Here is a 22,935-nt window from a genome sequence, read left to right as displayed (position 1 = left end):
CGAAAGAGTCCTATCCTTCCTCAATACAGATCTCGCGCCGTGCCACTGCCATGCCGGTGCGATACAGCAGTACCGCGATCAGCAGCGACAGCAACCCAAGCAGAACCATGGCCAGGCCGCGGAAGAATGGCAGCTGCAGCTGCGCATACATCAGCAGTGTGGCGATGGTGATAGCGGCCATAGGGAACGAATAGGCCCACCAGGACAGGAAGAATTCCAGCTTCAGGAACCGTTGTACCTGGGTCAGCAGCATCAGCGTCAGGAAGGCCGCGGTGTAGTAGAGAATCCTTGCGAAGCTGTCCAGGGCCCCGGTGAGCTGGACCCAGGAAATGAAACCCACCGCCGGCGGTGCGATCAGGATAAACAGTGTTGGCAGCAGCTTTCCGGGCAGCGGGTTATGGAAAAACATCCGATAGAAGATGATGGTCAGTAACACCAGCCAGAACACCAGGCCGATACTGAAGAAGAACCAGGAGATCTCCGGCGAGGCATGGTGTACTCCCGCAATGGGCACCAGGATGTTGCCTACGATGGGAATGAACCACGCCGGGTTCATATGGTTGATTTCAAAATGGGTGTGGTGAACCCAGGCCGACAGCACATAGAGGGTGAATGCCAGGTGCAGGACGGTGCCCAGGGCCCAGACCATCAGCGATACCGACGCGTTGTAGGGCAACAGCGCGATACTGACCAGGATCAGCCCGATGGAAATGGTGGGGAAGAAGTTCAGCTTGATGGGGTGGCCGAACTCGCCCCGGACCTGCGGCCAGTAGCGCAACGCCTTGGCCAGGTAGCAAAGACCCAGCAGGGCGAAGATCCCGATGGTGACGACCAGCAGCACAGGGCTGATTCCCCAGGGCAGTTCCAGGCTGGTTTCGGCCCGGTGCCAGGCGATGGTGAAACCACTGAGGCCCATCACCATGGCAAACCACGAGATGGGAAAGTTCTGTAACCTGGATGGGTGCACCTGTTCCATACGACGCTTACCTCTGTTCGAAATGTTTACCTTCCTCAAAGATAGCCGCTCTGGTACGGGCACACAGTGACAAAGTCACCTTGCCAGCCTGGATGTTGGCCAAAAGTTCATCAATGGCTGAGAAAATCAATTATCCGGGTTGCCTCCATCCAATCCACCGCTATATCGTATCCGTACCGATAACAACAGCCCGTAATAACATTCACCCTCAGAGCACAAGAATAAAGGAGAAAAGCCATGCACGGCTTGATGATGAATCGCCCCCTGCTCATTTCCCAGATCCTGGAGTTTGCTGCCGGTAACTACCCGGACCAGGAAATTGTTTCCCGTACCACCGAGGGAGGCATCCATCGCTACACCTATCCGGAGATGGCCCAGCGCACCCGCCAGCTGGCCAACGCCCTCAAAAAGCTGGGTGCCAGCGAGGAAGACCGGATTGGCACCATCGCCTGGAACAACTACCGGCACCTGGAGGTGTATTACGCCAGCTCCGGTATGGGCGCCATTTGCCACACCATGAACCCGCGCCTGCCGGCAGACCAGCTGATCTACATCGTCAACCACGCGAAAGACAAGTTCATCTTCGTGGACCTGACCTTCCTGCCGCTGCTGGAAAAGCTCTACGAGCACTTCCCGGATGTGGAGGGCTTTGTGGTGATGACCGATGAAGCCAACATGCCGGAAACCAGCCTGCCGCGGGTTTACTGCTACGAGACCCTGATCAAGGGCGAGTCCGATCAGTTCGAGTGGCCGGAGTTTGACGAGAACACCGCCTCGTCCCTGTGCTACACCTCCGGCACCACAGGCAACCCCAAAGGCGTACTCTACAGCCATCGCTCCAACGTGCTCCACGCCCTTTTTGTGCTGAGCATTTCCGGGGTGCCCATCGACGAGAACTCCACCATCCTGCCGGTGGTACCGATGTTCCACGTCAACGCCTGGGGCACACCCTACTTTGGCCTGATCGCCGGCGTGAAGCTGGTGTTCCCGGGGCCGGCACTGGACGGTGAGAACCTGTCCAACCTGATCGAGGACGAGAAGGTCACTGACGCCTGGGGCGTACCCACCGTATGGCTGGGGCTGCTGGCCCACAAGCGCCAGAAGGGCGAGACCTTCAGCACCCTTAAACGCACCCTGATCGGTGGTTCGGCCCTGCCCAAGGCCATGATCCAGGAGTTCAAGGAGAAGCATAACGTCGAGGCTATCCAGGGCTGGGGCATGACCGAGATGAGTCCGCTGGGCACCGTGGCCACGCCGCGGCCGAGCCAGCGTGGTGGCGACTGGGAGAAGGAACTGAAACTCCGTGGTACCCAGGGCCGTCTGATGTTCGGTGTGGAAATGAAGATTGTTGACGCCGAAGGCAACGACCTGCCCCATGACGGCGAGTCCCAGGGTGAGCTGCTGGTTCGCGGTAACGCCGTGATCAGTGGTTACTACGAAAACGAGGAAGCCACGAAGAAGGCCATCGATGCGGACGGCTGGTTCCATACCGGCGACGTGTCGGTTATCTCGCCGGATGGCTTTATGGAAATCGTGGATCGGGTGAAAGATGTGATCAAGTCCGGTGGCGAGTGGATCAGCTCCATCGACTTGGAAAACGAAGCCATCGCCCATCCCAAGCTGGCAGAGGCGGCTGTGATCGGTATCCGCCACGAGAAGTGGCAGGAGCGCCCGCTGCTGGTGGCAGTGAAAGAACCCGACGCGGAAGTCACCAAGGAAGAGGTGCTCCAGTTCCTCGAGGAACGGGTGGCCAAGTGGTGGTTGCCGGACGACGTGGTGTTCGTGGACGAACTGCCCCACGGTGCCACCGGCAAGCTGCAGAAGGCCAAGCTGCGGGAGAACTTCAAGGACTATAAACTGCCCACCGAGTAAGGCGGGATGGCGGGGCCCGAGGTCTCGCCAGGGCCTTGAACACAAAAAGAGCCGTCGGGTCACCCCGGCGGCTCTTTTTTGTTGGCGGTGAACGCCGGCTTACTTCAGTTCAAAGCCCCGCTTGACCAGGAATTCCCGCATGTGTGGGCGCAGCTTGGCATTGAACAACGGGCTCAGTTGCTCGGACCAGTTGGTGTCCTTGGTGCCGCCGGTGCGTGCGCCATAGTAGGTGCGCATCACATCATCGAAACCGTCCACCGAGGCGGCGTCTTCACGGTATTCGTCTTCCATCAGGATACTTTCCACCGGCAGCCGGGGTTTCACCTCCGGGTCCTGGTCCGGGTAGCCCAGGCACAGACCGAACACCGGGTAGACGTGCTCAGGCAGTTTCAGCAGATCGCTGATTTCGGCGGGGTTGTTACGGATGCCGCCAATGTAGCAGATGCCCAGGCCTTCGGATTCTGCGGCCACTACGACATTCTGGGCCATCAGGGCGGTATCCACACTGGCCACCAGGAACTGCTCGGTCATGCCGCGGATGACCTCGGCGCCGGCCCGCTCGGCGGAGTCCGTGGGGCGCTTCATATCGGCGCAGAACACCAGGAAGTGGGAACAGGTTTCCACGTATTTCTGGCCGCCGGCCAGCTCGGCAATCTTCGCCCGCTTCTCCGGACTGGTCACGTGGATGATGGAATAGGCCTGCACGTGGTTGGACGTGGCTGCACTCTGACCGGCACGGATCAGCTCCAGGAACGTCTCCTGCGGAATCTTCTGCTCGGTGAACTTGCGGATCGAGCGGTGTGATTTCAGTAAATCGATAACCTCGTTCATGGTATCTCTCTGGTTTCAGATCGTGAGTGTACGGGTGTACGTCCTGTCACCGAAAAGAGAGCATTCTACACAATTTTCCCGGTCAGGATTCCGGGAACGCGGTCCAGCCCTCCAGCCAACTGCCGGGGTTCTTCGGGTTGATGGCGCCAGAGAAGGTGGCCGACTCATCGAAGAACTCGCTCTTGGGCGGTGCAGTGGCGGGCATGTCCCGGCTGGGAATACGGGGCCGGAAGTCCGGTGCGGTCAGGTGCCGAGCCGCCGGATGCAGGGCGCTGCTGATGCTGAGGTGGTTGCGGTTCTCCGGGCTCCTGAGCCAGGCCTCTTCGTCAAAGCCGTAATCATCGTCGTCTGCTCCCTGTTCCGCTTGACGGCTGCCCATAGTGCCGGTGGCGGCAATGATGTTATCGCTGAAAACGAGCTGTTTTCCGGCGGCAAGGGCGCGGACTTCATCCCGGGTGTCCACGGCTTCCATGGCATAGCTGTCGATGATCATGTTGTGGAAGTGGCCGCCGGTGCCTTCCCGCAGCACCATGCCGCGATGGGCTTTCGCACCATGTCCGGTACCGGCAAGGGTGACGTTGTAGAATACCGGTTCTGAACGGGGCGTGGTCTCGTGCTGGTCGCCGTTATTGTCCCCTTCAAAGGCGTTGTCGCCCACATCGGCGTGCTGCTGGATAACCGCGAACTGCACCCGGCCCCGCCAGCCCCAGTCCCAGTCAATGCTGTCGTCTGCAGCGCCGGACACCAGGATGTGCTTCAGGTCCACGGTGCCGCCAAACATCTCGATACCGTCATCCAGCGCACGGTGAACCTGCACATGGCGCACGATGGTATTGCTGCCGCAGCCACCCAGGGTCAGGCCGTTGAGTTCATTGTTCTGGTAGACCTCGAAGCCTGCGAACTCGATGCGGGTGTATTCCACCACCCCGCAGCTATCGGTTGCGTCGGGACCACCGAAACTTCCCCGCTGATCGCTGGCGGGTATACCCTCGATCTGGGCGGAGGGCTGGTTGACCGGGGCATTACCCAGCAGAACCACGCCGCCCCAGTCACCGCGGCTACGTGCACCTTCTGGCCGGGCACTGGTGAACACCACTGGCTGGCCTGGCCGGCCCCGGGAAAACAGCTGGCTGTCCCGGGTTACGATCAGCGCGGAGCCGTTTTCACCCAGGATGGTGGCGCCGGCTTCGATGGTCAGGGTGGTGTTATCCACGAACACTATGTCTTCGAGTACGTAGGTCTTGCCGCCTTCCCAGGTGGCCGGGGCGGTGATGTTTTCGCTGATCCGGATGGTTTGTGGTTCCAGTGCGGTAAACCCGACCGATACCGCAGCACCAGCAGCCACCAGCGGCGCCAGCCATATCAGGTGACGGCGTTTGCGTGGTGTTGACTTGACCGCCTCCGGTATGTACTGCGGGCCGGTATTGGCCATCAGGGGCATCCCGGAGTCCTGGTCGCGGATGGATCCGACCAGTTTACGGACTTTCTCGGAGCCGGAGGCCTCCGCCCGGCGCAGCACGTCGGCGCGATAGTTGGGTTCCCGCAACAGGTTGTTCAGGTGAACAAACTGAATGTCGGCGCACTCGCCCCGGTCCACCAGGCGTTTGAGTTGCCAGAGTTGTTCAACAAGCAGGGAAGCGTTGGCGGACATTACTGCATCTCCGGAGAAATAAATGTGGCCGCATTTATAACTCCGGGCGATTACAGCTTGATGACAAGCCCGGACGACCGCCTTCCGTAATTATCCGTTTTTATAATGACTTGCGAAGGTTTACCAGCACCGGGGTGCCGTCCGCCGGGTCCTGCAGGATGTCGCAGTGGACCCCATACAGGTGGTGGATCAGGGCCGGGTCGAGGATGTCAGAGGGCGCACCCCGGGCCAGGATTTGACCATCGGCCATGGCCACCAGGTGATCGGCGTAGCGACAGGCGCTCACCAGGTCGTGGACCACCATGGCAATGGTCTTGCCCTGGCCGGCGAGTTGGCGGATCAGTTCGAAAACTTCGATCTGGTGGCCCAGGTCCAGGGCGGAGGTGGGTTCGTCCAGCAACAGCAACGGTGTTTGCTGGGCGATACTCATGGCAATCCAGGCTCGCTGGCGCTGCCCGCCGGAGAGGGTATCCAGCGGACGGTCGGCCAGGTCGTCCAGATCTGCTGCAGCCAGTGCCTGGTCAAGGATCGCCTGGTCCTGTTCCGTCCATCGCCTGAGAAAGCCCTGGTGGGGCTGGCGGCCGAAGCGGATCAGGTCAGTAACAGTGAGGCCCTCCGGCGCGGTATTGTCCTGGGGTAACAGGGCCAGTTGGCGCGCCACCTCCCGGCTGGGCAGGGTGTGGATATCCCTGCCATCCAGCAGCACCGCACCCCCGGCGGGAGCGTGCACCCGGGCGAGGCCGTTGAGCAGGGTGGACTTGCCGCAACCGTTGGGGCCGACGATGGCGGTGACCTTTCCCGGTGGCAGTTCCAGGTCCAGGGCATCGATCACCGGGTGGCGTCCGTGGGCAAGGGATAGCGCCTGTACTGCCAGGCCTGGCTGCTCGGAATGGTCGTTAGCCGGGAGGGCATGGGGCTGGCTCATGTCAGGCTCCGTGAGGACGGTTTTACAAGTATCCAGATCAGGTAGGGTGCGCCCACGATAGCGGTAATCAGGCCTACAGGCAGTTCCAGGGGCGCCAGCAGCAACCTGCCGGCCAGGTCAGCGGTGACCATGAAACCGGCACCGGCCAGGGCCGAGGCGGTCAGCGGCACCCTGCCGGGACGGGACAGGGCCCGGGCCAGCTCCGGTGCCAGCAGGGCTATCATACCCACCGGGCCGGCTACGGCCACTGCCAGCCCGGTGAGCAGCACCGCACAGGCCAGGCTCAGGGTGCGCACCCGCTTCAGTTGCGTGCCCAGGTTAATGGCTACCGGGTCAGAGAACTGTAGGGTATTCAGCGACGGGCCCAGCAACAGGGCCGCAATCCAGCCCGTTACCAGGCCAACAGCGAGCACAGATACCGCTGTCGCCGATCGGGCGTTCAGGCTACCCACGGTCCAGGGGAAGGCGGCGTTGGCCGCATCAATGGCCACCCGGCTGAGCATCACCTGGGTAGTGGCGCCCGCAATGGCGCCGATACCAAGACCGGCGATAATAAACCGATAACCCCGGGTGCCGTTGGCCCCCGCCAGGCCAAAGGCCAGTGCGGTAGCGGTTGCTGCCCCGCCAAGGGCCATGGCGGAAGGGGCGAGGCTGATACCGGTGCCCACCACGGAAGCAACGGCGAATGCAGTGGCGGCGTTATCAATGCCGATAATGCCGGGGGTGGCCAGCCGGTTGCGGGCCACGGTCTGCATCAGGCAGCCGGCCAGGGCAAACGCGGCGCCGGTCAGGGCACCGGCAAGCACCCGTGGCAGGCGCAGTTCCTGAACCACGAACCGGTGCATGGCGTTGCCTTGTCCGAGCAATGCATCCCACAGACCGTCCAGGGGAACGCTGACCGTTCCCAGCGCCAGGGCCATGGCCATGGCCAGTGAAAGAGTGGCGGCCAGGACCAGGTTGGCAGCAATGTTCCGGTGCTGTATCAGCAGTTCTGACATAACAGCCTCACAGGGTGGGTATGCGCCCGGAGCGCACGATGATCAGCAGTACCGGGGCGCCCAGCATGGCGGTAATGACCCCGAGGGGGAGCTCCGCCGGCGCACCGATGACCCGGGCCAGGGTATCGGCCACCAGGATCATGCCCGGGCCAATGGGCAGGCACAGCCTCAGGGTTTTGCGAATATCCGGCCCGGCCAAGGCGCGGGCAATGAACGGTACCACCAGCCCGGCAAAGACCAGCGGTCCTGCCAGGGCGGTGGCCCCTCCCACCAGTAATGCCACTGAAACGACGACCAGCGCGCGGATCCGCCCGGGGCGGTGCCCCAGCCCCATGGCGGCACGCTCGCCCAGTGACAGGGCCGCCAGCGGCGATGCCACGATCACGACGAGAACACCCGCTAGCGCCATGGACGGCAGAACGGCAACCAGGTCGGCTAACGAGGTGCCGGCGATACTGCCGGTAATCCAGAAGCGGATTTCGTCGGCGGCCCGCTGGTCGGCCAGCATCATCACTGAGGTCAGTGATAACAGCAGGCCGGTTACCGTGGCCCCGGCCAGCACCAGGCGCACCGGGTCAGCTGCCAGCCCGCGGGACCGGGTAGCCAGCATCACCAGGGAGCACCCGGCCAGGGCGCCGGCCTGGGCAACAAGGGTGGTCATGGTGGCGGAACTGGCCCCTAGCAAAATGGCGAGGGTGACCGCAAAGGCGCTTCCGCCACTGACCCCAAGCAGCCCTGGCTCAGCCAGCGGATTCCGGGTCAGGGCCTGTAGCAGGGCGCCGGCCACTGCCAGGGCCAGGCCGGTTGCCATCGCCGTGGCCATCCTGGGCAGTCGGAGTTCCATGACCACGAAGCGGGCTTCGTCACCGCCGCTCCCCGTGAGTACCTGCCAGGCTTCCAGCGGGCCAACTGGGCCGGCGCCCCACAACAGGCTGGCCATTGCCGCGGCAAGAGCGAAAAAAACCGCCACAGGCAGTGGCGGCACAAGGGCACGGGATTCAGGCGTGCGCTGACAGGCGTAATCGGTCATCAGGGTTGCTGCGACAGCGCGTTCTCTATGTCATCAAGAATGGCCAGGGCGGCCAGCGGGCCGGACGCACTGGTCCATAGGTGGCCGTCCACCGGTACCACCCGGTCATCGCTGTGGGCCTTCAGGCGCTTGAAGGCGGGTGACTGGCGGGCGGCGTCCAGGGCTTCGCGACCGTCGTCATTAATGGTGGCCAGGAAGATCCACTCCTGGTCCATGAGCGACAGGTTTTCCTGGCTCAGGGGCTGGCTGTGGGGGCGACCTTCCTTGACGATATCACCATCCTCGACCTCGAACCCTGCCGAGGCCAGCACGGTGGCGGAGAAGAGGTTTTCTGACATCACCAGCGGACCCTGGGGCATCCAGCGGACCAGGGCGGTATCGCGCTGTTGCTCCGGTATGCTGCCGGTCACCTTTTTGCGGACTTCTTTCGCACGTTGCCCAACCCGGGCAATGACGTCGTTAGCCTGGCCCTCCCGGCCAAGGGCTCGGGCGAAGCCGGCCAATTCCTGCTTCCAGGTGTCCTGCCGGAACATTGGCACATCCAGCACGATGGTGGGTGCCATCTGCGACAGCAGTTCGTACTGGTCCCTGCTGGTCTGTCGGGTGGCCAGGATCAGGTCCGGCTGCAAGGCCAGGACGGCTTCCAGGTTGGTCTCCCCCGGTGCACCCACGATTGCGATATCGCCGGCCGCTTCCCGGATATAGCCCGCCACATGCTGGCCGCCCCGGGTAATGATGGCACCCACGGGCTGCACGCCAACGGCAATGGCCGAGTCCAGCGCGCCTTCGTAGAGGGTTACCACGCGCTCCGGCTGGCCTTCAACAATGACGTCTCCGTAGAGGGTTTCGATGGTGCGGGTCTCGGCCAGGGCGTTCTGGCTGATCGCCAGCATGGCCAGGCCAGCCGCCAGCCCCTGACGGACGCGATGAATAAGGGATGTCTGCATGGTTTCTCCGTAGTGGCCACGACGGGTGGCCTGCGATGCGCTCAAGAGTATATAGCAAGCAACTCTTTTAATGATAATGATTCACATTAAATATTGAAAGGTGCTAGATTGGCACGACCTGTTGCACAAAATGGAACGATTGCGAAATGTACGACCTCAGGGAACTGGAGGCTTTCGCCTCTGTTGTCCGCACCGGCAGCCTGACCGCCAGTTGTCGGGAGCTTGACCTGCCCAAGTCGACGCTCAGTCGCCGCATCCGCCAGCTCGAGGAAGCGGTCGGTCAGCCGCTGCTGCTTCGCCAGTCCCGGCGAATCTACCCCAATGACGCCGGCCGGCTGTTCTACCGGTACAGCCACGAGATCCTGGCACTGGTATCCCAGGGGCATGAGGCGCTGGACGAGCTGAGGGAAGGGGTGACCGGCGTGCTGGAGCTACGCTGCCATGAAGCCTTCGTGCGGGGATGGTTCGCCGGGGTTGTGGACAGGTTTATGGGAGAGCATGAGGGCCTGGAGGTCAGTATCCGGACCCAGCAGCAACCACCGGAGGCGATGACGGACGCTGTGTGTGTCTGGCTGGGTTCGGTACCGGAAGGTAATTTCCGCTGTGACGTGCTCGGGCACCTGACGCAGGGTGTCTATGGGAGTCCGTCTTACTTCACCAGCCGGGGTTGCCCTCAATCGCCGTCCGAGCTGGACCAGCACACCTGGATTGATATGTTGGGGGGCGATGAGCAGGGCGTCGAGTTGAATCATCCGGTCAATGGTCCCTGGACAATACGTTGCCGGACAGGTCGGTTCAGCGTGGACCAGTATTGTGTGCAGGGCGATGCCATTGCTGCAGGCAGAGGCGTCGGGCTGATGCCCCACTGGCTTGCGGATCGTCGGCTGGACGCGCACCCGCGTCAGTTCGAACTGTGCATGCCCGAATGGCATGGGCCGGTCCTGCCGGTATCATTGCTTTACCCCCACGGCATCCTGCCCCGCCGTAGCCGGATGTTTATCCAGCACCTGAGGGCGTCGGTTCCACCGGAATGGCGCCTGGCCAGCGGAACCTCCCGGATCGTTCCGGAATCCGGAACATATCATTCCGCGCAATAAATATTGCCTTTGTGTTAATGTCCGTCGCAAATGATATTTATTCGCATTAAATGCGAGTTTTTTGCTGCACTCTTGAACACAAAGGAGAATTACATGCGTCGTCCCGTGACCCTCCTGGCGTCCTCAGTTGCCCTGGCAACCTGGGGTTCGCCGTTGCTGGCCCAGTCCTCACCCCTGGAACTTGGGGAAATCGTTGTTACTGCTTCTGGCTTTGAGCAGAACATTTCCGACGCGCCGGCCAGTATCTCGGTGATTCCCGGTGAGGAGCTGCGTAAGCGGTCATACTCGGATATCACCGATGCGGTAAAGAACATTCCAGGTGTTTTCGTGAACGGTGGTGGCAATGCGCAGGATATAACCATCCGGGGCATGACCGAGGGCTACACACTCTACCTGGTGGACGGTCGCCCGGTTTCTGCAGGCCGCAACATCAACACCAATGGCCAGGACGGGGGGAAGCAGATCGCGTTGCCACCGGTATCCGCTATCGAGCGCATTGAGGTGATTCGTGGCCCCATGTCGTCCCTCTACGGATCAGAGGCCATGGGCGGTGTCATCAACATCATCACCAAAAAGGCGACGGACGATTGGAGTGGGTCTATCACTACCGAATACACCAAGTCCCTGAATGATATAAACGAGGATGCCCGGCAGGTCAGCCTGTACAGCAGCGGCGGATTGATTCCGGGATTGCTCGGACTCCAGGTGAATGGCTCCTGGCAGGGAACCGATGAAAGTCACTACATCGGTGGTGACGACAACGCAGAAAGTACGCCGGACAGCGACCGGCGCCAGGGCGGCGCCACGCTGATTTTCACGCCGGATGACAACAACGAAATCGAGCTGGGCTATAACCGGGCGGAACTGGAGTTCACCCATAACCCGGGCGTGAGTATCGCAGAGGCGGATAGCAGCGGTAACCCCAACGAGGCCAGTACCTATGAATACCAGAAGGAGGTGTATGTGCTGGGTCACCGTGGAACCTACGGTAACCTGACCCTGGACAGTTACCTGCAGAGGGATGAGTCCGAGCGTGTGCAGGATCTGGAGAAAAAGGAGGAAATCACCACGCTCAACAGCCAGGGTACCTGGCTGATGGGCCGCCACATCGTCACCTTTGGCGGCCAGTACAAATACGAAGACCTGACCGATGAAACCAACGGTCTGCTGGGAACGGGTATTCCAACCGCCACCCGCAGCGTTGACCGCTGGATTGCCGCCCTGTTCGCCGAGGTGGAGTGGGGTGTGCTGGATGACCTGAGCATTACCACCGGCGTTCGCTATAACGACGACGAGCTCTTTGGTGGGCACTGGACGCCCCGGGTCTACGCGAACTATCGGCTGACACCGGAGTGGACCTTCAAGGGCGGCGTTTCCACAGGCTACAAGCAGCCCAGCCTGCCGGAGGCTACGGAAGGCTTTGGGCGGGGTACCGGGGGCGGTGGTTCACCCGCGCCGCACCCCCGGGCACTGATTATTGGCAACGAGGACCTGGAGCCGGAAACCAGCGTCAGCTATGAAGCCGGCTTTGTGTTTAACAGCCTGGCGACTGACCTTGATGCCAGCGCCATGGTGTTCTACACCGAGTTCGACGACAAGATTGCGGAGGACCGTTTCTGTAATCCCGGCGGGGATCGCGATGACCCATCCACCTGGCAGTGCGCCTACGAGGGTAACAACTATCTTTTCCTGAGCACCCGGGACAATATCGACGAAGCGTCCATGCAGGGGATCGAGCTATCCCTGGACTACGGCATTACACCAACCCTGACGTTCAGTTCCAGCTATACCTACACAGACTCAGAGCAGAAGTCGGGTGACTTCGAGGGTGAGCCCCTTAACAAGATTCCCAAACACATGGCGAACGCCGGACTGGACTGGCAGACGACTGAGCGCCTGAACCTCTGGCTGGATGGGAACTACCGGGGCGAAACCACGGATTACCTGAGCCGGACCAGCATGGCCGACGGCACCCCCGACTACACCTTCGTCGATGTGGGCATGGTCTACGCCCTTAACGACTGCGCCCGGGTAAAGGCTGGCCTGTACAACGTGGTGGACAAGGGAGTGACCAATGACACCTACGGCGTCGTACTGGACGGCCGTCGCCTTAATGTCGGCCTGACCGTCGACTTCTGACTGGGAAGTATGGATTGGAGAGCATGGATATGACAATGAAATCGTTGGTTACGGCTGCCCTGGGCATCGCCATTCTCACGGGCTGCGCCTCATTGAGCCAGGAACCCGCCGGGCCGGACGTGATCAGCTTTGACCACGGCGCCACGGATACCCTGGTGGCCCTGGGGCTCGGCCAGAAAATCGTGGCGATTCCGAAAACCGGGTTGCCCGAGTACCTGAGCGGCCTTTCGGTCGGTCGACCGGATGCGGGTAACCTCAAAACGCCGGACCTGGCTGTGGTCCGTGAGTTGGCCCCGGATATGGTACTGGTCACCGGCCGTCAGGCGGAGAGCCTGGAGGAGTTGCAGGCCGTTACCCAGGTACAGGACGTCTCCCTGTTGGGGGATGACTACCGCGAAGCGGTGCAGATCCGGGTGCTGGGGCTGGCGACCCTCTATGGCCAACTGGATGAAGCCGGTGAGAAGCTGGATCAGTTGTGGCGGTTCGTGGAGGAACAGCGGGATGGGCTGGCCGGTAGTGACCCCGTCGCTGTTGTAACCCACAACCAGGGCAAGTTCTCCTTGCGGGACGAGCCGGTGGTGTTCCAGTTGCTGAACCTGGAAGCTCCCCGGGTTCCCGAAGGCGTGGAAAGTGTGACCCGGGGTACGCGGGTGTTCACACCGCTCACGCCGGCAGACATTGCCGCCATGGCGCCCTCTCATCTGTTGGTGGTCGACCGCAGTGCGGCTATTGGGGACCCGCCGCTGGATGTCGACCAGCTGCGCGGGGACCTGGGCGCTGCCGGTGGTGGGGCGATTGACGTGACTGTGCTGTCACCGGAACTGTGGTACCTCTCCGGTGGCGGGCTGCAGAGTGTGCGTCTGCAGGTCGAGGAAGTCGTCGACGCGCTCCGTTAGCATCTGTGGCTGGCCGGCAAGGTAACGCCCGGGCAGTCAATCCGCTTTCCTTTTACTACATGGCCCTGGCAAAAAGCCGGAACGGCATGGCCTTTAGCAGGTAGCTCAACGGTGTCCATGGCCACCAGGGCACGTACGCCCGGCGTTTCTCGCTGTCGATAGCCTTCACCAGTGCCCGCACACCAGTCTCCAGGTCCACCCGGAAGGGGGCGTTCTTCACCTCCCGGTTGATATCGGTAAGGATGTACCCGGGCAAGATGCAGGTGACGTTGATGGGTGTACCCTCGGTATCCAGCTGCAACCCTTCCGCCAGTGACGCCACGGCAGCCTTGGTGGCCGCATAGACATTGAACGGCCCACGGAAACCCCGCACGCCACTGACCGAGGACATCAGCACCAGGTGTCCGCTGTTCTGTTCACGGAAGATTTCCATGGCGGCTTCGCACTGGGCGATGGCGGCAACGAAGTTGGTCTCCGCCGCCTGCCGGTTGGAGGCGAAATCACCATGGCCGATGGCGGCTTTGCTGCCCATACCTGCGTTCACGATTACCCGGTCCAGGGTGCCCAGCTCGTCCCGAAAGTCTCTGAAAACCTCGAATACCCGGTCGTAATCGCAGACATCCAGTGGGCGCACGGTTACCTGTATGCCCGGGTGCTTTTCCAGTAACTCGGCCTGCAACTGCTCCAGCCTGTCTGTCCGGCGGGCGCACAGGGCCAGGTTGCAGCCCTGTGCCGCCCAGGCCCTCGCCATGCCCTCACCCAGGCCGGTGCTGGCGCCGGTAATCAGAATGTTCTTGCGCATTGAAACCTTCCTTTATCAAAGACCTGTCACGTGAATGACATGCAGCTTGCGTAGTCTTGCCACTCGGCGTCAATGTTCCAACGCCGGAACGGGATTATGGCCATTGGAGGGTGTGTTGTGTTTTCTCCAGCCTGGTTTTCAGTGAGACAAGAGTCATGGCCCCAATCCAGCCGCCGCCTACGAACCATGTTCGCTACGCTACCATTCTTCTGGGTGTCCTGATTGTCGGCTTTATCTGGTCGTCGTTCCTTTATCAGGTGCTCAGTCTTCGCCAGGACCCTGCCTACATTGAGCTGACTACCCGTGATATACCGGGAATCGTTGCACCGTTGCAGGCGTTGCAGTTCCGTCAGCTGATTCTCAATTTGCTTATGACCCTGCTGGTCACCGCCATCACCTTCTGGCTCAAGCGATCCCTGAGCAGTCAACAGGCGGCGTTCCAGGCCCTGCAGGCCTCCCAGAAAGCCAATGCGGAACTGATCGAACGGCTGGAAACCGAGCATGCCCGCAGCAGCCGGGCAGCGGCCATCGACCACCTCAGCGGCCTGCTTAACCGGCGCCAGTTTATCGATCTGGCGAACAGCCTGCTGACGGAGCAACGGCGTCAACGGAGGCTGAGTGCACTGATCTTTATCGACCTGGACCGTTTCAAGGCTATCAACGACTCACTGGGTCACCAGGTCGGGGACCAGTTGCTGCAGGCCGTGGCCGGCAGGATACAGCGGTCACTGGGCAAGGAAGACCTGGCCGCCCGGTTCGGCGGCGACGAGTTCGTGGTCATGCTGGCGGGGGATCAGACGGAGGGTTCCATAGAAAGCTGGGTCGTCGGCCTCAGCCAGAAGCTGTCCTCCACCTACGAGCTGGATGGCGTGGAGATCAACAACAGTCCCAGTATTGGTATCGCAATCTGTCCGAGGGATGGCCAGTCCCTGGAAGACCTGATCCAGGGCGCTGACGCAGCCATGTATTCGGCCAAGCAGGCCGGACGGGGCCAATACCGTTTCTTTGATCAGTCCCTGAACCGCAAGGACGTGGAAAGCTTTCTGTTGGAGCAGTCCTTTGCTGACGGACTCGGCAACCGGGAGTTCGTTCTCCACTACCAGCCCCAGGTGGACCTGGAAACCATGCGGGTGACCAGCGTGGAAGCCCTGGTCCGGTGGCAGCACCCGGAGTTTGGCCTGCTGTATCCGGACCGGTTTATTGGCCTGGCGGAAAGCAGCGGGTTTGTGATACCGCTGGGGCTGGAGGTGATTCGCCTGGCTTGCGAACAAGTGGGCCAGTGGCGGAAAGCAGGCCTGGAGCCGGTGCCAGTGGCTGTGAATGTATCGCCCCATCAGCTGGCCCGGCCGGAATTCCCGGGGCAGGTCGCGGAGATCCTGGAAGCCTGCCAGGTCTCGCCCGGTATGCTGGAGATGGAAATCACCGAAACCGCCATGCTGGACAAACAAGCGGTCGTCCATCTGCACGAGCTCAGCAAGGCCGGTATTCGCCTGGCGCTGGACGATTTCGGTACCGGATACGCGGGGTTTGCCCACCTGGAAGCCGTACCGGTGGACAAGCTGAAGATTGACCGCAGCCTGATCTCCACGATCTGCAACAGCCACGACGACAGCCCGATCGTGTCATCCACCATTATCCTGGCCAAGCGCATGGCGCTGAAAGTGGTGGCGGAGGGTGTGGAGACGCGGGACCAGGTGGTGCATCTCAAGGTTGCGGGATGCGACATGGTACAGGGTTACCACCTTGGTCGCCCCATGCCTGCGGAAGATCTGCCGGGGTTCCTTGAACATTTCCACCGGCTGGAGTCGGTTGCCTGAGCGGCGCGGGTCTCGGGTTCTTCTAATCGCCATATCAGGGTTTTGACAGAGACCAGTAATCAACGCATGGTTAACGGATCCCGGAATCTGCAGGAGTCAGGCCATGTCCCAGGAACGCATTCCCTTTGATGAACTGGTGTCCTTGCTGACCCAGGTCTTTCGCCGACACGGCACCTCTGAAACCGCTGCCGATGTGCTTGCCCGAAATTGCGCCAGCGCCCAGCGGGACGGCTCAGACAGCCACGGTGTTTTCCGGATGCCGGGCTATCTGTCGACACTGGCTAGCGGTTGGGTGGATGGCAATGCACAGCCGGTTGTCGAGGATTGCGCGCCGGGGTTTGTCGCGGTGGACGCTGGCAATGGCTTTGCCCAGCCCGCCCTTGAGGCGGGACGGGAGCTGTTGCTGGAAAAGGTGCGGCAAAACGGCATCGCGCTGATGGCGATCCGTAACTCCCACCATTTTGCGGCGCTCTGGCCCGATGTGGAACCCTTCGCCCGACAGGGCCTGGTGGCGCTGGCACTGGTCAACAGCATGGCCTGTGTGGTGCCTGCCGGTGGCCGCAAGCCGTTGTTCGGCACCAACCCCATCAGCTTCGCCGCCCCCCGCACCGGCCATGACCCGCTGGTGTTCGACCTGGCTACCTGTGCCATTGCCCACGGCGATGTGCAGATTGCGGCGAAGGAGGGTAAGACCCTGCCTGAAGGCTACGGGGTGGACGCCGACGGTCAGCCTACCTGCGACCCCGAAAAGATCCTTGATGGGGGCGCCCTGCTACCGTTCGGTGGCTACAAGGGCTCAGCCCTGTCCATGATGGTGGAACTGATGGCAGCCGCGCTCACCGGGGGCAACTTTTCCTTTGAGTTCGACTGGTCTGGCCACCCGGGTGCCAAAACCCCCTGGACAGGGGAGTTGCTGATCGTTATTGATCCGGCCCGTGGTGCAGGCAGCAACTTCGCCGACAGGACGGAGACCCTGGTACAGGCAATGGTAGGTGTCGGTCAGACGCGCCAGCCCGGAGACCGGCGTTACCGGCAGCGGGCCGAGTCACAACGACTGGGTGTGGCCATCACCGCTGCTGACCTGGCGTACCTGAAAGGGTTGCTCGACTGAGGAGGAGGCTCCTCAGTCATTGTCAGCGGAAGCCCGGGCTGCCTTGCGTTGCTCCACAAAATGGTGGATCTCACCAATAATGCCCCTGCGGAACACCAGCACCACCACCACGAAAATGGTCCCCAGTATCACCTGGACCCATGAGCCGAAGGAGCCCAGCTCATGGGTGAGGGTAGCGACGGTGATGGCGCCAAGCACCGGTCCGAATACCGTGCCCATGCCGCCTACCAGGGTCATCAGAACCACCTCGCCGGAGGTCTGCCAATGGGCCGACGTCAGCGAGGCAAACTGGAACACCAGTGCCTTGGTGGAACCTGCCAGGCCTGCCATGGTGGCCGACAGCACGAAGGCCAGCAGCTTGAAGCGGTCCACGTCGTAGCCCAGGGAGAGGGCGCGGGACTCGTTCTCCCGGATGGCCTGCAGTACCTCACCGAAGGGCGAATGGATGGCCCGATAGATAATGCCGAAACCGACCAGGAAGATGGCGAACACCAGGTAATACATGGTTATCTCGTTCCCCAGGTCGATAAACCCGAGCAGCTCGCCCCGGGGAATGCCCTGCAGTCCGTTCTCGCCACCCGTGAAGGGCAGCTGCAGGCACAGGAAGTAGATGATCTGGGCGAGGGCCAGGGTGACCATGGCGAAGTAGATGCCCTGGCGGCGGATCGCCAGGAAGCCGAAAACGGTTCCGATCAGGAAGGCAAAGCCGGTACCGGCGAGAATACCCAGCAAGGGCGGGAATCCCCATACCTTCAGGGCATGACCGGCAATATAGGCAGCACCACCGAAGAAGGCCGCATGTCCGAACGACAGCAGCCCGGCATAGCCCAGCAGCAGGTTAAAGGCGCAGGCGAACAGGGCGAAGCACAGCAGGTCCATGACGAACACCGGGTAGGCCAGGAAGGGCGCAACCAGGCCCGCGACCAGCATGATGGCAAACAGGACTTTATTCATCATGGGGTTACTTCTCCTTGCCAAACAGACCGGCCGGGCGGAACAGCAGCACCAGCACCATCAGGAAGAAAATCACGGTGTTGGCCGCCGGCGGGTAGAACACCTTGGTCAGGCCCTCCACCAGCCCCAGGGCCAGGCCGGAGAGTATGGCCCCCATAATCGAGCCCATCCCGCCGATCACCACCACCGCGAACACCACGATGATCAGGTCAGCGCCCATCAGTGGGCTGACCGAGTAGATGGGTGCCGCCAGCACCCCTGCCAGCCCTGCCAGGGCGGCGCCAAAGCCAAACGTCAGCGTTACCATCAGAGGCACGTTGAGGCCGAAGGCCTGGGTCAGTTGTGGGTTTTCCACGCCGGCCCGCAGTCTCGACCCCAGGCGGGTGTGTTCAATCACATACCAGGTGGCAAAGCACACCACCAGGGAAAAGACGATGGCGAACATGCGGTAGGTGGGGAAGAACATGAACCCCAGGTTGAGCACGCCGCCCAGCACTTCCGGCTGGCCCGGATAGGGGGTGCCGGAAACATTGAAATAATTCGCGAAAAGCCCTTGCAGAATCAGGGTGATACCAAAGGTCAGCAGCAGCCCGTAGATATGGTCAAGGTCGGCCAGGCGTTTGAGCATGGTGCGCTCGATGATAATGCCCAGCAGGCCGACCACCAGGGGCGCCACGATCAGCGACCCCCAGAAGCCGATCTGCAGGCTGATGCCGAACCATTGTTCCAGGTAGGAATAACCGATCAGTGCGATGAACGCCCCCAGCATGTACATGGCGCCGTGGGCGAAGTTGATGATATTCAGCAGCCCGAATATCACCGCCAGGCCAAGGCTCAGCATGGCGTAGAACACACCTACGTTCAGCCCAAGCAGTGCCTGGGCCAGGATGACCTGCATCGACACGTCGGTTATCCCCTTTTCTTGTTATTGGCGAATGATGCGTATGGTTATTTGTTAACCAGGCTGCACTTGGTGTCTTCCATGGAAATGTAGGCCTGGTCTGCCGGAATGCGGGAAACCACGTTCAGCAAGTCCCATTCGCTTTCGGACTCGTCCGGTGACTTCACCTCCACCAGGTACATGTCGTGCAGCATGGAGCCGTTGGGTGCAATCTTGCCGCCCTTTACGAAGAAGTCGTTCAGTTCCATCTCACCCAGTTTCGCCCGCACTGCGTCACTGTCGTCGGAGCCGACCTCATCCACGGCTTTCAGGTAGTTGCTGACGGCGGAGTAGACCCCGGCCTGCACCATGGTGGGCATGGCGCCGTGGCGCTCGTAGAAGCGGTTGGACCATTCCAGGGCCTCTTCGTCCTGGTTCCATACGAAGGCGGTGGTGAACTGCAGGCCCTGGGCAATGTCCAGGCCCATGCTGTGCACGTCGGTGATAAACACCAGCATGCCGGCCAGCTTCTGCCCGCCCTGTACGATCTGGAACTGGTTGGCCTGCTTGATGGCATTGACGGTGTCCTGGCCGGCGTTGGCCAGGCCAATCACCTGGGCGCCGGACGACTGTGCCTGTAACAGGTAGGACGAGAAGTCATTGGTGGACAGTGGGTGCTGGATGCTGCCGACGACTTCGCCGCCCAGGTTCTCCACCACGGCGCCGGTGTTGTCCCGCAGGGAATGGCCGAAGGCATAGTCGGCGGTAAGGAAGAACCATTTCTCACCGCCGTTCTTGACCATGGCGGTGGCCGTGCCCACCGGCAGGGCGTGGGTGTCATAGACATAGTGGATGCCGTAGGGTGTGCACTGTTCCTCGGTGAGGGCAGTGGTGCCGGCGCCGGTGTTCAGGGTGATCACCTTGCGCTCGGCCGCCAGGCCCTGTACCGCCAGGGCGACGGAGGAGTTATCCAGTGCGGTGAGCATGTCCACGTTGTCGGCATCAATCCACTCGCGGGCCGTGCTGGCTGCAATGTCTGCCTTGTTCTGGTGGTCCGCGGAGACAATCTCGATGGGTTTGCCCATGATGGAGCCGCCGAAATCCTCGACAGCCATTTCCGCCGCGATGACCGCGCCGGGACCTTCCAGTGTCTTGTAGACACCGGACATGTCACTGAGGACGCCGATCTTCAGCACATCGTCGGACAGCTCCGCGCTGGCGGCCATGGGTAGTGAAACCGCAGCGGCAGCCGCTACGGTGGTGATACCTGTCTTCCAGTTCTTGAGCATGTTGTTTCCCCTTCTTGTTGTATTTGGTGGGGAGGTGTCCCGGGCGGGACACCGGTCCTCACCCTTGATCAGACACTCAGGTGCCTGTTCAACTGGTCCTGTTTGGCTTCCAGCTCCTCGGCGGCGATCTGCTCGACCACGCGACCGTGCTCGATGACGTAGTGGCGGTCCGCCAGGGGCGCGGCAAAGCGGAAATTCTGCTCCACCAGGATGATGGTAAAACCCTTGGCCCGCAGCTTGCGGATGACATCGTCCAGGGCCTTCAGGATGACCGGCGCCAGCCCCTCGGTGATCTCGTCCAGTAATAGCAGGGTGGCCCCGGTGCGCAGGATGCGGGCGATAGCCAGCATCTGCTGTTCGCCCCCGGAGAGCTTGGAGCCCTGGCTTTTACGACGTTCCTCCAGGTTGGGGAACATCTGGTAGATCTCGTCGACGGACAGGCCGCCCTCGGCAATCACCGGTGGCAGAACAAGGTTTTCGTCCACGTTGAGGGAGGCATAGATACCCCGCTCCTCGGGGCAGTAACCGAGTTTGCCCACCCGGGCAATCTGGTGGGTGGGCAGGTTGATCAGTTCTGTACCATTGACCCGGATAGAGCCGGTGCGCTTGCCCACCAGCCCGAGAATGGCCTTGAGGGTGGTGCTGCGGCCGGAGCCGTTGCGTCCCAGTAGCGTGATGACTTCACCCTCGTGCACGGTGAGGTCCAGGCCGTGGAGGATGTGGGACTCGCCATACCAGGCGTGGAGGTTCTCGATCTTCAGCAGTTCGCGGGCGTTCTCAGGCGGCATCGGTGGTCCCCATATAGGCTTCCATCACGGCAGGGTTGGTGGAGACGGTGTCGTAATCCCCTTCGGCCAGCACCCGGCCCCGGTTGAGCACGGTGATACGGTCCGCCAGGGTAGAGACCACGTTGAGGTTGTGCTCGACCATCACGATGGTGCGGTCCTTGACCACCTCCCGGATCAGGTCGGTAACGGTGTGTACATCCTCTGCGCTCATGCCCTGGGTAGGCTCGTCCAGCAGCATTAGTCGGGGCTTCAGGGCGATGGTGGTGGCGATCTCCAGCGCCCGTTTACGTCCATAGGCCAGCTCCACGGCCTTGGTGTCGCCGAACGCTCCAAGGTCCACCTGCTCGAGCAGGTGCTGCGCTTCCTCGTTAAGTTGGTCAAGCACCCTGATAGAGCGCCAGAACTGGTAGGAGATGCCCAGCTTGCGCTGGAGGGCGATGCGGACGTTCTCCCGGGCAGACAGGTGCGGGAACACTGCCGAGATCTGGAACGAGCGGATAAGGCCATGCTGGGCAATATCCGCCGGGCGATGGTTGGTAATGTCATCGCCGTCGTAGAGGATCTTGCCCGAGGTCGGCTTGAGGAACTTGGTCAGCAGATTGAAGAACGTCGTCTTGCCCGCACCATTGGGACCGATCAGGGCATGGATGTGCCCGGTCTGCACCTTGACATTGACGTCCTCGATCGCCTTGAAACCCCTGAAGTCCTTGGTCAGGCCCCGGGTTTCCAGAATCACGGATGAGGTAGGCTGGTTTTCGCTCACGGATCGTCACCCTGTCTCGCCCGCCGGTGTGACGACGGGTTCTTGTTATTATCTGGCCACTGCTTTGAATCACTGCAGTTTGTGACGGCCGGCTTTGAACCTGTTCTAGTAAAGATGGAACCTGACTGGGTTGTCAAGTTGATGACCTGAAGTTTTCATTCAGCGGAAAAGTGTCTTTTAAGGTGTCAGCGGGGCAGGACGTGCAGGGTGCGGGGGCCACCGCCGGGGGCTGGCCCTGGCGGCGGACGTGTTCCGGAGACTTACTTGTAGGCGCGATTGAGCTTCTTCATGCCGCCGATCCAGCGGTCATAGTTCTCCGCCTTGTTGCGGAAGTAGTTCAGTACCTGCGGGTGGGGCAGTACCAGGAAGGTCTCCTCCTCGATAGCCTTGAGGCAGGCGTCGGCCACCGGTTCCGGTTCCAGCATGCCATCAATGCTGGCAACGCCTTCCTCGTGCCCCTTGGTCATGGCAGACCGGACCGCCTGGGGGCAGAGTACCGATACCTTGATGCCATCGTCGCCGTAGGTAAAGGCCAGCCATTCGGCCAGTGCCACGGCGGCGTGCTTGGTTACCGCATAGGGCGCGGAACCCACCTGGGAAAGCAGACCGGCGGCGGAGGCAGTGTTCAGGAAGTAGCCGAAACCACGCTGTTTCATGCGGGGTGCCAGGTGGCGGGCGGCAAAGACGTGGGACATCACGTTCACATCCCAGATCTTCTGCCAGTCTTCATTCGAGGCTTCCGGGCCACCCGGTACCATGATGCCGGCATTGGAGCAGAACAGGTCAATGGGGCCGTGCTCCGTTTCCACCTCATCGATCAGGGCTTTGATCTCCTCTTCCGAGGCGACATTGACCTTCCGGGCCACGCCGTTGATCTCTGCGGCTGTGGCTTCCGCGCCTTGCTGGTCCAGGTCGGCACAGACGACGGTCTTTGCGCCGGCCTTCGCGAAACGAAGGGCGAGGGCCTTGCCAATGCCGCCGGCGGCGCCGGTAACGACCACGATGCGATTCTGAATATCCATAGTGCTCTCCTTTTATTGTGATAAGCGTTCTTGTCCGGGAGGTGCCCCCGTGTTTATTGACTGCACGCCGTTATGAACAGCGGTCGATGTTACCACCTGGCGGCTGGAATCGTCCTGTTCTCTGTTTACCTGGAGAGCCTGGTTGCC

Annotated in this window: 19 protein-coding genes and 1 pseudogene; 6 read left to right on the top strand and 14 right to left on the bottom strand. The window is 61.5% G+C overall.

Features of this window, described 5'->3' with window-relative positions; all coding sequences use genetic code 11:
- Positions 1–10: 10 nt before the first annotated feature.
- Positions 11–976 carry an SLAC1 anion channel family protein gene (locus tag BM036_RS03435; protein WP_091848833.1) on the bottom strand — a complete coding sequence of 322 codons (966 nt, stop codon included), beginning with the start codon at positions 974–976 and terminating at the stop codon, positions 11–13.
- Between the two features lie 237 nt (positions 977–1,213).
- Between BM036_RS03435 and BM036_RS03430 the strand changes: the two genes are divergently transcribed.
- On the top strand, positions 1,214–2,848 hold the full coding sequence (locus tag BM036_RS03430) for a long-chain-fatty-acid--CoA ligase (protein ID WP_091848832.1): 1,635 nt from the start codon (positions 1,214–1,216) through the stop codon (positions 2,846–2,848).
- 99 nt (positions 2,849–2,947) lie between these two features.
- Here the strand turns inward: BM036_RS03430 and nfsA are convergent, their stop codons facing one another.
- From nfsA to BM036_RS03400, 6 genes are all read right to left on the bottom strand, one after another.
- Positions 2,948–3,679, bottom strand: coding sequence for an oxygen-insensitive NADPH nitroreductase (gene nfsA / locus BM036_RS03425; RefSeq protein WP_091848831.1), 732 nt, complete (start codon positions 3,677–3,679; stop codon positions 2,948–2,950).
- Positions 3,680–3,761: 82 nt separating this feature from the next.
- Positions 3,762–5,330, bottom strand: coding sequence for a hypothetical protein (locus BM036_RS03420; RefSeq protein WP_091848830.1), 1,569 nt, complete (start codon positions 5,328–5,330; stop codon positions 3,762–3,764).
- Between the two features lie 100 nt (positions 5,331–5,430).
- Positions 5,431–6,255: an ABC transporter ATP-binding protein gene (locus tag BM036_RS03415; protein ID WP_091848829.1), complete on the bottom strand. Its 825-nt coding sequence runs from the start codon at positions 6,253–6,255 to the stop codon at positions 5,431–5,433.
- Positions 6,252–7,253 carry a FecCD family ABC transporter permease gene (locus BM036_RS03410; protein WP_091848828.1) on the bottom strand — a complete coding sequence of 334 codons (1,002 nt, stop codon included), beginning with the start codon at positions 7,251–7,253 and terminating at the stop codon, positions 6,252–6,254. Before BM036_RS03410 ends, BM036_RS03415 begins: the two co-directional genes overlap by 4 nt.
- A 7-nt stretch (positions 7,254–7,260) precedes the next feature.
- On the bottom strand, positions 7,261–8,283 hold the full coding sequence (locus BM036_RS03405) for a FecCD family ABC transporter permease (protein WP_091848827.1): 1,023 nt from the start codon (positions 8,281–8,283) through the stop codon (positions 7,261–7,263).
- Positions 8,283–9,230 carry an ABC transporter substrate-binding protein gene (locus BM036_RS03400; RefSeq protein WP_091848826.1) on the bottom strand — a complete coding sequence of 316 codons (948 nt, stop codon included), beginning with the start codon at positions 9,228–9,230 and terminating at the stop codon, positions 8,283–8,285. Before BM036_RS03400 ends, BM036_RS03405 begins: the two co-directional genes overlap by 1 nt.
- Positions 9,231–9,376: 146 nt before the next feature.
- Between BM036_RS03400 and BM036_RS03395 the strand changes: the two genes are divergently transcribed.
- The 3 genes from BM036_RS03395 (at position 9,377) to BM036_RS03385 (ending at position 13,362) form a co-directional block, all read left to right on the top strand.
- Complete coding sequence (locus BM036_RS03395; protein WP_091848825.1) at positions 9,377–10,327, top strand: LysR family transcriptional regulator; 951 nt, start codon at positions 9,377–9,379, stop codon at positions 10,325–10,327.
- Between the two features lie 93 nt (positions 10,328–10,420).
- Complete coding sequence (locus BM036_RS03390; RefSeq protein WP_091848824.1) at positions 10,421–12,466, top strand: TonB-dependent receptor domain-containing protein; 2,046 nt, start codon at positions 10,421–10,423, stop codon at positions 12,464–12,466.
- A 29-nt stretch (positions 12,467–12,495) separates the two neighbouring features.
- Positions 12,496–13,362: a substrate-binding domain-containing protein gene (locus BM036_RS03385; protein ID WP_091848979.1), complete on the top strand. Its 867-nt coding sequence runs from the start codon at positions 12,496–12,498 to the stop codon at positions 13,360–13,362.
- Positions 13,363–13,417: 55 nt separating this feature from the next.
- Here the strand turns inward: BM036_RS03385 and BM036_RS03380 are convergent, their stop codons facing one another.
- Positions 13,418–14,164 carry an SDR family oxidoreductase gene (locus BM036_RS03380; RefSeq protein WP_091848823.1) on the bottom strand — a complete coding sequence of 249 codons (747 nt, stop codon included), beginning with the start codon at positions 14,162–14,164 and terminating at the stop codon, positions 13,418–13,420.
- Positions 14,165–14,481: 317 nt separating this feature from the next.
- Here BM036_RS03380 and BM036_RS03375 point away from each other — a divergent pair.
- Together BM036_RS03375 and BM036_RS03370 are read left to right on the top strand one after the other, a co-directional pair.
- A pseudogene (locus BM036_RS03375) lies at positions 14,482–15,981 on the top strand (putative bifunctional diguanylate cyclase/phosphodiesterase); the annotation flags it as partial.
- 103 nt (positions 15,982–16,084) lie between these two features.
- Complete coding sequence (locus BM036_RS03370) at positions 16,085–17,092, top strand: Ldh family oxidoreductase (RefSeq protein WP_091848821.1); 1,008 nt, start codon at positions 16,085–16,087, stop codon at positions 17,090–17,092.
- A gap of 12 nt (positions 17,093–17,104) precedes the next feature.
- Here the strand turns inward: BM036_RS03370 and BM036_RS03365 are convergent, their stop codons facing one another.
- From BM036_RS03365 to BM036_RS03340, 6 genes are all read right to left on the bottom strand, one after another.
- Positions 17,105–18,049, bottom strand: coding sequence for a branched-chain amino acid ABC transporter permease (locus BM036_RS03365; RefSeq protein ID WP_091848820.1), 945 nt, complete (start codon positions 18,047–18,049; stop codon positions 17,105–17,107).
- 4 nt (positions 18,050–18,053) lie between these two features.
- Positions 18,054–18,944: a branched-chain amino acid ABC transporter permease gene (locus tag BM036_RS03360; protein WP_218144768.1), complete on the bottom strand. Its 891-nt coding sequence runs from the start codon at positions 18,942–18,944 to the stop codon at positions 18,054–18,056.
- A gap of 50 nt (positions 18,945–18,994) precedes the next feature.
- A complete protein-coding gene (locus tag BM036_RS03355) occupies positions 18,995–20,215 on the bottom strand; it encodes an ABC transporter substrate-binding protein (RefSeq protein WP_091848818.1) in 1,221 nt (406 codons plus the stop codon).
- Positions 20,216–20,283: 68 nt separating this feature from the next.
- The gene (locus BM036_RS03350; RefSeq protein ID WP_091848817.1) at positions 20,284–21,003 is read right to left on the bottom strand and encodes an ABC transporter ATP-binding protein; all 720 of its coding nucleotides are present in this window, start codon (positions 21,001–21,003) and stop codon (positions 20,284–20,286) included.
- Positions 20,993–21,766, bottom strand: a complete 774-nt coding sequence (locus tag BM036_RS03345; RefSeq protein WP_091848816.1) for an ABC transporter ATP-binding protein — start codon at positions 21,764–21,766, stop codon at positions 20,993–20,995. Before BM036_RS03345 ends, BM036_RS03350 begins: the two co-directional genes overlap by 11 nt.
- Positions 21,767–22,026: 260 nt before the next feature.
- The gene (locus tag BM036_RS03340; RefSeq protein ID WP_091848815.1) at positions 22,027–22,788 is read right to left on the bottom strand and encodes an SDR family oxidoreductase; all 762 of its coding nucleotides are present in this window, start codon (positions 22,786–22,788) and stop codon (positions 22,027–22,029) included.
- Between the last annotated feature and the right edge of the window lie 147 nt (positions 22,789–22,935).

This window comes from Marinobacter segnicrescens (assembly GCF_900111555.1).
In the GTDB taxonomy this organism is placed as follows: Bacteria; Pseudomonadota; Gammaproteobacteria; order Pseudomonadales; family Oleiphilaceae; genus Marinobacter; species Marinobacter segnicrescens.
Note: the sequence above shows the minus strand (reverse complement) of the source record. Positions and strands in the feature narration are given on the sequence as shown.

What these genes read in the sequence shown, in the direction of transcription:
- BM036_RS03350 (WP_091848817.1), bottom strand. Translation starts at nt 21,003, where the DNA reads ATGCCGCCTGAGAACGCCCGCGAACTGCTGAAGATCGAGAACCTCCAC.
- BM036_RS03390 (WP_091848824.1), top strand. Translation starts at nt 10,421, where the DNA reads ATGCGTCGTCCCGTGACCCTCCTGGCGTCCTCAGTTGCCCTGGCAACC.
- BM036_RS03355 (WP_091848818.1), bottom strand. Translation starts at nt 20,215, where the DNA reads ATGCTCAAGAACTGGAAGACAGGTATCACCACCGTAGCGGCTGCCGCT.
- BM036_RS03400 (WP_091848826.1), bottom strand. Translation starts at nt 9,230, where the DNA reads ATGCAGACATCCCTTATTCATCGCGTCCGTCAGGGGCTGGCGGCTGGC.
- BM036_RS03380 (WP_091848823.1), bottom strand. Translation starts at nt 14,164, where the DNA reads ATGCGCAAGAACATTCTGATTACCGGCGCCAGCACCGGCCTGGGTGAG.
- BM036_RS03360 (WP_218144768.1), bottom strand. Translation starts at nt 18,944, where the DNA reads ATGCAGGTCATCCTGGCCCAGGCACTGCTTGGGCTGAACGTAGGTGTG.
- BM036_RS03405 (WP_091848827.1), bottom strand. Translation starts at nt 8,283, where the DNA reads ATGACCGATTACGCCTGTCAGCGCACGCCTGAATCCCGTGCCCTTGTG.
- BM036_RS03415 (WP_091848829.1), bottom strand. Translation starts at nt 6,255, where the DNA reads ATGAGCCAGCCCCATGCCCTCCCGGCTAACGACCATTCCGAGCAGCCA.
- BM036_RS03435 (WP_091848833.1), bottom strand. Translation starts at nt 976, where the DNA reads ATGGAACAGGTGCACCCATCCAGGTTACAGAACTTTCCCATCTCGTGG.
- BM036_RS03410 (WP_091848828.1), bottom strand. Translation starts at nt 7,253, where the DNA reads ATGTCAGAACTGCTGATACAGCACCGGAACATTGCTGCCAACCTGGTC.
- nfsA (WP_091848831.1), bottom strand. Translation starts at nt 3,679, where the DNA reads ATGAACGAGGTTATCGATTTACTGAAATCACACCGCTCGATCCGCAAG.
- BM036_RS03395 (WP_091848825.1), top strand. Translation starts at nt 9,377, where the DNA reads ATGTACGACCTCAGGGAACTGGAGGCTTTCGCCTCTGTTGTCCGCACC.
- BM036_RS03340 (WP_091848815.1), bottom strand. Translation starts at nt 22,788, where the DNA reads ATGGATATTCAGAATCGCATCGTGGTCGTTACCGGCGCCGCCGGCGGC.
- BM036_RS03430 (WP_091848832.1), top strand. Translation starts at nt 1,214, where the DNA reads ATGCACGGCTTGATGATGAATCGCCCCCTGCTCATTTCCCAGATCCTG.
- BM036_RS03420 (WP_091848830.1), bottom strand. Translation starts at nt 5,330, where the DNA reads ATGTCCGCCAACGCTTCCCTGCTTGTTGAACAACTCTGGCAACTCAAA.
- BM036_RS03385 (WP_091848979.1), top strand. Translation starts at nt 12,496, where the DNA reads ATGACAATGAAATCGTTGGTTACGGCTGCCCTGGGCATCGCCATTCTC.
- BM036_RS03370 (WP_091848821.1), top strand. Translation starts at nt 16,085, where the DNA reads ATGTCCCAGGAACGCATTCCCTTTGATGAACTGGTGTCCTTGCTGACC.
- BM036_RS03365 (WP_091848820.1), bottom strand. Translation starts at nt 18,049, where the DNA reads ATGATGAATAAAGTCCTGTTTGCCATCATGCTGGTCGCGGGCCTGGTT.